The following is a 7,201-nucleotide window of genomic DNA, read 5'->3' as shown; positions in this document are numbered from 1 at the left end:
GACTTTAGGCTCCAAAAAAATAGGTAAAAAGATTCATGGATAAGACTTTGACTGAACATGAGATTGCCCTGCTGCGCAGGAAACTCGATTTATTGCTTCGTACCGGACAGCTGCTGGTGGAGAGTGCGGCTGATACAAACCGTGTTGTTCGTAACCTGAACCGTGTTGCCGCCTATCTGGGGCTGCCGGAAGAAAAGCTCCACATCGACGTAAGTTATACCATGCTGGTGGTGAATGTGAGCGACGGCCTGCATTCGTTCTCCAAATTCCAGAAATGCGAGAAGCATGGCATCAACATGACCGCCATTTCCGAAATCAGCAAACTGTCCTGGCGGGCCATTGAGAATGACTATTCCCTCGACCAGTATGAGGAGGAACTGGAAAGAATCAAAAACAAGAAGCGGAACTATGTGCCATACGTTGTTGCCATCGGTGCCGGCTTTGCCTGCGGAGGTTTCTGCAAGCTGTTCGGCGGTGACTGGATGGCGTTTCTGTTTACCTCCATCTGTGCTTTTGCCGGTTTCCGCGTCCGTGCCCGTTGCATGGAGTTCGGCATCAATCACTATATGAGTATTGCCATTGCCGCATTGGTTTCCACCTGCCTGGCCTATGTGTCTTCGTTTGCCGGGCTCTCGGAAACTCCCTATCATCCGTTGTTGGCGTGTGCACTGTTCATCGTTCCGGGTGTGCCGTTGATAAACTTTGTGGATGATATGATTGACAATTATATCCAGGTGGGCATTGTGCGGGCTGTGAATACGGTGCTGATGGTCTGTGCAATGGCCTTCGGCATTGTGATAGCCATGCGCCTGCTGACGGTGGAGGATGTCGTGATTGACAAAAAGTTCAGCGAATTGAGTATGGTGCCTCATGACAGTTATCTGGTGTATGCCATTGCGGCGGCGATAGCTGCCATGGGATTTTCCATGATATTCAACATACAGCGGCGCTTGTTGTGGGTTGTTGCGGTGGGCGGTATCATTGCCGTTTGTACGCGTAACTTTGTCAATTTCGAGTTGGGTTACGGACCGGTGATAGGTTCGTTCATGGGCAGCATGGTTGTCAGTCTGATAGCCGTGAAGGCAGTGCATTGGTTCCATGTTCCCAATCACGTACTGACGATTCCTTCCGTCATCCCGATGATTCCGGGAGTGCTGATGTATCGTGCGCTTTTCGGGCTTATCAATATGCATGGCGTGGTTGGCGAGGTGACGGCGGTCGTTTCCAACGGCATCACGGCTTCACTGATTATTCTCTGCATAGCGCTGGGGGTAGCGGTACCCAATATCTTTGCCCGCCGGTATATCGCCAAGGATAGGCGGCGCTTTCTTCAGGAGGAGCTGCAGAAGCGCAGGGAAAGAGGGAAATTTATAGAATGGTGATATAGTGGAGGGGGGCTTGAAAACCTCTTAACACTTTCTTTTATAGTCAAACAGAAATGACTTGCGAAGAAAAGAGGTGAAATACGGAGTAACTTAATTCCCCTCCTCCCCGGAGGAGGGGTGCCCAACGGGCGGGGTGGTAGGGAATACAAAGTGATGAAAAACAATGCTATATGTATCGCTACCACCTCCCCTTCGGTACTCACCCCCTCCACCTCCCCCGTTATCGGGGGAGAGCAACCTCCCCGGAGGAGGAGAATTAAGTTACTCCGTATTTCACCTCTTTTCTTCGCAAGTCATTTCTGTTTGACTATAAATGCCCTTTTTCGGATTATAGTGGTAAATGACGGTTTCGCCTTTTTGCAGGGATGTCTGTACGTCAATCAGACGCTGGTTGCGGCTTCCCCGGAAATAGAGTTCCTCATCCCTCAGTTCTTTCTTGAATTTACCGTCCACCAGTACGTCGATGTACTTCAGCAGTTGGGCTTGGCGCGGGTTGCGCAGCAGCTTTTCGAAAGTATAGCCCGTATAGCACCAGATGTTTTTCCGGCTCCGCTCCTTGATGGCATGCGCCAGTTGGGTGAATCCTTCCGGCTGGAACATCGGGTCTCCACCACTGAAGGTGACGTCTGCAAAGTTGTCGGCAAGGACTTTTTCCAGAATCTCTTCCGTACTCATCCAGTGTCCGTGGTTGATGTCCCACGACTCCGGATTGTGGCAACCGGGACAACCGTTGGGGCATCCGGCAGCATAAATGGCGGTCCGGAAGCCCGGACCGTCTACTGTGGTATCTTCTAAAATGTCGAGAATGGAAAGCATGAGTAGGGAATTTTTAATTATGAACGACTCTGTCGTTCAACTCTGCCAGCTTGGCATTGTTCCAGCGGTCGGTTGTCCCCACCAGGTAGCCGGTGATGCGTTGCAGCTTGTCGATATGCTTGCTGCCGCACTTCGGGCATTCTTCCAGGTTTGGGGTGGAATTTTCGTGGCCGCACTCCAGACAGCGGTTACGGTTGTGGTTTACCGAACCGTAGCCGATGTTGTATTGGTCCATCATGTCCACTACCCGCATAATGACTTCCGGATTGTGGGTGGCGTCACCGTCTATCTCCACATAGAAGATGTGTCCGCCGCGGGTCAGCTCATGATAAGGGGCCTCCACTTCCGCTTTGTGGCGGGCGCTGCATTTGTAGTATACGGGCACGTGGTTGGAGTTGGTGTAGTAGTCACGGTCCGTAATGCCCGGCAGCGTGCCGAACTTCTTACGGTCGATGCGGGTGAACTTGCCCGACAGACCTTCGGCAGGAGTGGCAAGCACGCTGTAGTTGTGCTGGTATTGCTCCGAGAACTGGTTGGCACGGTCGCGCATGTAGGTCACGATTTTCAGTCCCAGCTCCTGGGCCTCGCCAGATTCGCCGTGATGTTTTCCGAGCAATGCCACGAGACATTCTGCCAACCCGATGAAACCGATTCCCAGTGTTCCCTGGTTGATGACGGAAGCAATCGTATCGTTCGGTTTCAGCTTCTCGCTGCCTATCCACAAGGCAGACATCAGTAGCGGGAACTGCTTGGCGAAGGCGGTCTTTTGAAACTCCATGCGCTCGTGCAGCTGGCGTGCGGTCACTTCGAGCATACTATCCAGCTTGGCAAAGAACCGGGCAATGCGCTGTTCCTTGTCTTCGATGTTCATGCACTCAATGCTCAGACGGACGATGTTGATGGTAGAGAAAGAGATGTTGCCGCGTCCGATGGAGGTCTTCGGTCCGAACCGGTTTTCGAATACACGGGTGCGGCATCCCATGGTGGCAACTTCGTGCTGGTAGCGTTTCGGGTCATCGGCTTTCCAGTCCTCGCTTTGGTTGAAGGTGGCGTCCAGGTTCAGGAAGTTCGGGAAGAAACGCCGTGCGGTCACCTTGCAGGCCAGTTGGTAGAGGTCGTAGTTGCGGTCTTCAGGCAGGTAGCTCACACCCCGTTTCTTTTTCCATATCTGGATGGGGAAGATGGCGGTTTCTCCGTTTCCCACCCCTTGATAGGTGCTTTTCAGCAGCTCGCGGATGATGCAGCGCCCCTCGGCAGAGGTGTCTGTGCCGTAGTTGATGGAGCTGAACACCACTTGGTTGCCGCCGCGTGAGTGGATGGTGTTCATGTTATGGATAAACGCCTCCATGGACTGGTGCACGCGCGATACGGTCTTGTTGACGGCATGCTGCACGATGCGCTCCTCGTCTGTCAGTCCGTCCAACGGCTGTAGCAGATAGTCGGCCAGTTCCTTCTGATAGAGGTGTGAATAGTCTTTTCCATTCAGTTCTTCCAGGTTCTTGACTTCCTCGATGAAGCTGTTGCGCACGTAGGGGGCAAGGTAGAAATCGAATGCAGGGATGGCTTGTCCACCGTGCATCTCGTTCTGGGCTGTTTCCAGCGAGATGCATCCCAGGATACTGGCAGTCTCGATGCGTTTGGCGGGGCGCGATTCGCCGTGTCCGGCAGAGAAGCCGTATTTCAGAATATGGTCCAGCGGATGCTGCACGCATGTCAGGCTCTTGGTGGGATAATAATCCTTGTCATGGATGTGCAGATAGTTCCGGGTGACGGCATCCAGCACTTCTTCACTCAGCAGATAGTCGTCCACAAAAGGCTTGGTGGTTTCGCTGGCAAACTTCATCATCATGCCCGCCGGGGTATCGGCATTCATGTTGGCATTTTCGCGTGTGATGTCGTTGGACTTGATGTTGATAATCTCCAGGAACATGTCGCGCGTCTTTGCCTTGCGGGCAATGCTTCGCTGGTTGCGGTAGGCGATGTATTTCTGGGCAACGTCCTTGCGGCTGCTCTTCATCAGCTCCACTTCCACCAAATCTTGGATGGCTTCCACCGTCATCTGCGAATCCCCCTTGAAAGAGATGCGGTCCGTAATCTGGTGTATCAGTTGCAGGTCTTCCCCTTTATCTGTATGCAGCATGGCTTTCCGGATGGCGGTGGCTATTTTTTCTTCGTTGAATCCGACGACGCGCCCGTCGCGCTTGAGTACTGTCTGTATCATAACCTTTTATACTTAAATGTGACTATCTATTTAGTTTAATTGCGGAAACAAAGGTATTATAGTTATTGATAGGTTTTACTTTTTGGAAAACTTTTTGTTGATTTAAAAAGTGTTAATCATCTGGTAATTAGCGGTGTTTTATTTAGGAATGGAAAACTTTGAATGAGAATTGCTTTTTAAAGTTGTTCGTTATTGGCTGTTGTTGTATACTTGAACATTCTCTGAATTTTTAAGTGTCAAATGAAGATAAATCTTTGGAGCAGATTGTGGATTTTCGGATTCTTTAGTTATATTTGCAACGAATTGGTTTATTTAAGGTTCTCAATCCTTGATAATGTCTCTTGTTGCCATTCAATTGTATTGCTTTATTGCCCGTGGCATAGGGGCTAAAGTATCATTATTTTAATAATCAAAGAAAGGATGAATATGGCAAATGTATTTCCTCCGTTTAAAATTGACATCGCTGGAGCTTTTTGCGTACCTCGTGCATTGAAGGATGCTCGCGAGCAATATCAGAACGGACAAGTGAGCCGGCAGACTTTGCAGGCAGTTGAAGATGCGTCAGTGCGCAATCTTGTGGAACGGCTGGAACAGGGAGGCATGAAGGTGGTTTCCGACGGTGGTTTCCGAAGTCGTGATTTTTTGGAAAGCTGGGAGGGTATCCGCTCCAAAGACGGCCAGCCTTTCTCCGAAGGTTCTCCTTTGGAGGTTACGGAACGGCTCGGCTTGCTCCGGCATCCGGTTCTGGAAGAATTTGCATTCCTTGATTCCATTGCGGGCGGGGAGGTGATGAAGAAACAGCATATTCCTTCGCCGGCAGAACTCTTGACTCAGATTATTCAACGCGTGGAGCGGACTCAGATAGAAACCGTTTATTCCGACATCCGGCTTTTGACGGATGATATTGCTTCCTGCTACAAACTTTTGCTTACCCAACTCTATGATGCCGGTTGCCGCTACGTCCAGTTCGACGGGGTGCATTCGGTGATAATGGAAGATACCGTCCGGCTGAATAACCGTGTTTTGCGCGAGCGTCCTGCAGGGATGTATGTTGCATTCCATGCACCTACGGATATGCTGGTGCAGCTGCACGGGGCCGATGCCTATTTCCTGAATTACGACTGTGGCGCGTGCGACCGCAACCGTCTGCTCTGGTTTATACACGAGAAAGAGGCGGTATTCGGTTTCGTGCTGTCCCATTATCCCCAGGAAGACGAACTGGATGAATTGCAGGCGAAGACCGAGAGCGTGTTGAACTATATCCCCTTGAAGCGTTTCACTTTGTGTCTGCCGGATGCGAATGCGCTTCTTTCCCCTTCGGAGGCCGATGAGGAAAAGCAGTGGGAAACCGTACGGCTGGGTATGGAAATGGCGGCACGCATTTTCTCTTGAAAATGCCACACTTCATCATCCCGAATGCCACACTTCATCATCCCGAATGCCGCACTTCATTGACCGAAATGCCACACTTTATCAATTGAAATGCCACACTTCGCAAGGCGCAATCAATAGCATTTGCCTTTGCGAAGTGTGGCATTCTTCTTTAGCTTCCGGTATGTCCGGCTTTATTATTTAACAGCTTCAGCTATCTTTTCCTGAAGTTCGTCACCGTGCAATCCGCGTGCAAGGATAGTTCCTTCACCGTCAATCAACACAGTGTGGGGGATGCTGCTTACGGCATAAAGCTGTGCGCCTTCGCAGTTCCAGTATTTCAGGTCGGACATTTGCGGCCAAGTGATGTTCAGCTTCTTGATAGCTTCTTTCCATGCGTCGGCACTCTGGTCCAGGGATACGCCTACAATCTCGAAGTTCTTGTTCTTGTATTTGGCGTAAGCTTCCACCAGGTTGGGCATCTCGCGACGGCAGGGGCCGCACCAGCTTGCCCAGAAGTCAACGAGGACAACTTTGCCCTTGCCTACGTAGTCGGACAGTTTTACCGTTTTTCCTTCCGGCGTCTGCATCTCGAAGTCTGTAAACTTCTGGCCTACGGCAGTGGCTTTCATCTTCTCAACGTTGTTCTTTATCTTGACGATGGCTTCGTCGTTGTCGTAAGCTGCAGGAATTTGGGGCATCAGAGGGTCGAGGTCTGCTACATCCATGTAGTAGTAGTTCTGCTTCAGCAGGAGTACGCCGACCGGATTGGTGATGTTCTTGTTGATGCCGGCTTTGATGGCTGATATCATGCTGTTTTCCAGATTTTCCATCTCTTTGCCTTTAGCCTCGCGTTGTTCGTCGGTCAGTGTGGTGTCCGACATAGATTCGTAGATGCTCATCATTTGTTTGTTCAGGCCGTTGATTTGGGCTCTGATTTCCTGGTAGGCGTCATTGTTGGCAGTACCGGTGGCAGAGTTGTTTTCTTGTGACAAGTTGATTTTGATGTTGCCGTTTTCCAGGAAGAAGTCGATGGCTGCGCCGTCTTTTCCTTCAGCTTTGTAAGAGATGTAGCGGTTGACGGCAGTATCTTGTGTACCTTTGAAGGTAAATGTTCCACCTTTGATGACAGCAGAGTCCAATTTTACAAATTGGCGTCCTTCCACAGTTTCCAGATATACGATGTCGCCGTCGGCTGCATCCTCTACGGTTCCGGTTACGGTGTAACCGTTGTTTCCGCTGTTACAAGCTGTAAATACAGCGGCTACAGCGAGCAGATAAGTAAACTTTTTCATTGCTTGTTTTTTTTAATGAATGATTATAACTGCAAATATAGTAATAAAAATCCCCTCCGATATGAACCGGAGAGGATTTTTATAGTTTTAATCCCATTTTTAGCGATAACGCT

5 protein-coding genes are annotated in these 7,201 nt (G+C 50.3%); 2 read left to right on the top strand and 3 right to left on the bottom strand.

Annotated features, from left to right (window positions below; genetic code table 11):
• Nucleotides 1-35: 35 nt before the first annotated feature.
• Nucleotides 36-1,382: a threonine/serine exporter family protein gene (locus tag JCM16496_RS03200; RefSeq protein ID WP_025832273.1), complete on the top strand. Its 1,347-nt coding sequence runs from the start codon at nt 36-38 to the stop codon at nt 1,380-1,382.
• 276 nt (nt 1,383-1,658) lie between these two features.
• Here JCM16496_RS03200 and nrdG read toward each other — a convergent pair whose 3' ends face one another.
• Both nrdG and JCM16496_RS03190 read right to left on the bottom strand, forming a co-directional pair.
• A complete protein-coding gene (gene nrdG / locus JCM16496_RS03195) occupies nt 1,659-2,201 on the bottom strand; it encodes an anaerobic ribonucleoside-triphosphate reductase activating protein (protein ID WP_025832271.1) in 543 nt (180 codons plus the stop codon).
• Nucleotides 2,202-2,214: 13 nt separating this feature from the next.
• On the bottom strand, nt 2,215-4,422 hold the full coding sequence (locus JCM16496_RS03190) for an anaerobic ribonucleoside triphosphate reductase (RefSeq protein ID WP_025832269.1): 2,208 nt from the start codon (nt 4,420-4,422) through the stop codon (nt 2,215-2,217).
• Nucleotides 4,423-4,842: 420 nt separating this feature from the next.
• Here JCM16496_RS03190 and JCM16496_RS03185 point away from each other — a divergent pair, with 420 nt between their 5' ends.
• Nucleotides 4,843-5,814, top strand: a complete 972-nt coding sequence (locus JCM16496_RS03185; RefSeq protein ID WP_128809415.1) for a uroporphyrinogen decarboxylase/cobalamine-independent methonine synthase family protein — start codon at nt 4,843-4,845, stop codon at nt 5,812-5,814.
• 176 nt (nt 5,815-5,990) lie between these two features.
• Here the strand turns inward: JCM16496_RS03185 and JCM16496_RS03180 are convergent, their stop codons facing one another.
• Entirely contained in the window at nt 5,991-7,088 is a 1,098-nt protein-coding gene (locus JCM16496_RS03180; RefSeq protein WP_025832267.1) for a TlpA disulfide reductase family protein, read from the bottom strand.
• Nucleotides 7,089-7,201 lie beyond the last annotated feature (113 nt).

This window comes from Bacteroides rodentium JCM 16496 (assembly GCF_000614125.1).
GTDB lineage: Bacteria > Bacteroidota > Bacteroidia > Bacteroidales > Bacteroidaceae > Bacteroides > Bacteroides rodentium.
Note: the sequence above shows the minus strand (reverse complement) of the source record. Positions and strands in the feature narration are given on the sequence as shown.

Coding starts and splice junctions, on each gene's coding strand:
- JCM16496_RS03200 (WP_025832273.1), top strand. CDS start 36: ATGGATAAGACTTTGACTGAACATGAGATTGCCCTGCTGCGCAGGAAA.
- nrdG (WP_025832271.1), bottom strand. CDS start 2,201: ATGCTTTCCATTCTCGACATTTTAGAAGATACCACAGTAGACGGTCCG.
- JCM16496_RS03190 (WP_025832269.1), bottom strand. CDS start 4,422: ATGATACAGACAGTACTCAAGCGCGACGGGCGCGTCGTCGGATTCAAC.
- JCM16496_RS03185 (WP_128809415.1), top strand. CDS start 4,843: ATGAATATGGCAAATGTATTTCCTCCGTTTAAAATTGACATCGCTGGA.
- JCM16496_RS03180 (WP_025832267.1), bottom strand. CDS start 7,088: ATGAAAAAGTTTACTTATCTGCTCGCTGTAGCCGCTGTATTTACAGCT.